Source organism: Vibrio sp. Vb1980 (genome assembly GCF_033338615.1).
Lineage (GTDB): Bacteria > Pseudomonadota > Gammaproteobacteria > Enterobacterales > Vibrionaceae > Vibrio > Vibrio alginolyticus.
Genome location: NZ_JAWOSZ010000122.1, coordinates 1 through 594 on the forward strand (window position 1 = coordinate 1; position 594 = coordinate 594).

Genomic DNA, 594 nt, shown 5'->3' on the forward strand with positions numbered 1-594 from the left:
CGAAAGAGCGAAGATTAATTTGTGTATCCACTTCATAGGCAAGTGACCTGCTTAACTTATATACAACACAGTGTACTCAATGATATTTTGAACTTCAAATAAAGTCATTTATCAAGAAACAAAATTACTTTTGGCTTGAGTTCTTATTTCCGATACATGGTAACGCGTTTTGAACCGTTATCACGGTTTAAAATCGTCCAATTTGATGACTTACTTGTTATTTGCGAAGCAATTCACAACCACTCAAGCGAGGCACCATCAAGCTTTGCGACGAGAAACAATGGCCATTCATTGTGGAAACATTGCCAGTTATTAACCCTGTCAACCCTGCATCTTGAGCGCACTTCGTTATATACTGTCGAAAAACACAATAACGAGTAATGTCATGTCATTAATTGCTACTGGTACGCTAAACAAAATGCGTGCTTCTCTCGATGGTGCCGTCAGCTATCGTCTTCCTGTGGGTGATGAAGAAGTCGATCTGTCACCGTTTCTCGGTAAAACACTCACGTTGACGCATACTGGCAATATTTTTTGTTGCTCATGTGGTAAGAAAACCAAGAAGAGCTATTCTCAAGGTCACTGTTTCGTGTG

The 594-nt window shown here is 39.9% G+C and carries 1 protein-coding gene; it reads left to right on the plus strand.

Annotated elements, in window-relative coordinates; genetic code table 11:
- Positions 1–385: 385 nt before the first annotated feature.
- Positions 386–594 (plus strand): DUF2797 domain-containing protein (locus tag R7F64_RS24100; RefSeq protein ID WP_318072178.1); only part of this gene is annotated, 209 nt, incomplete at its 3' end.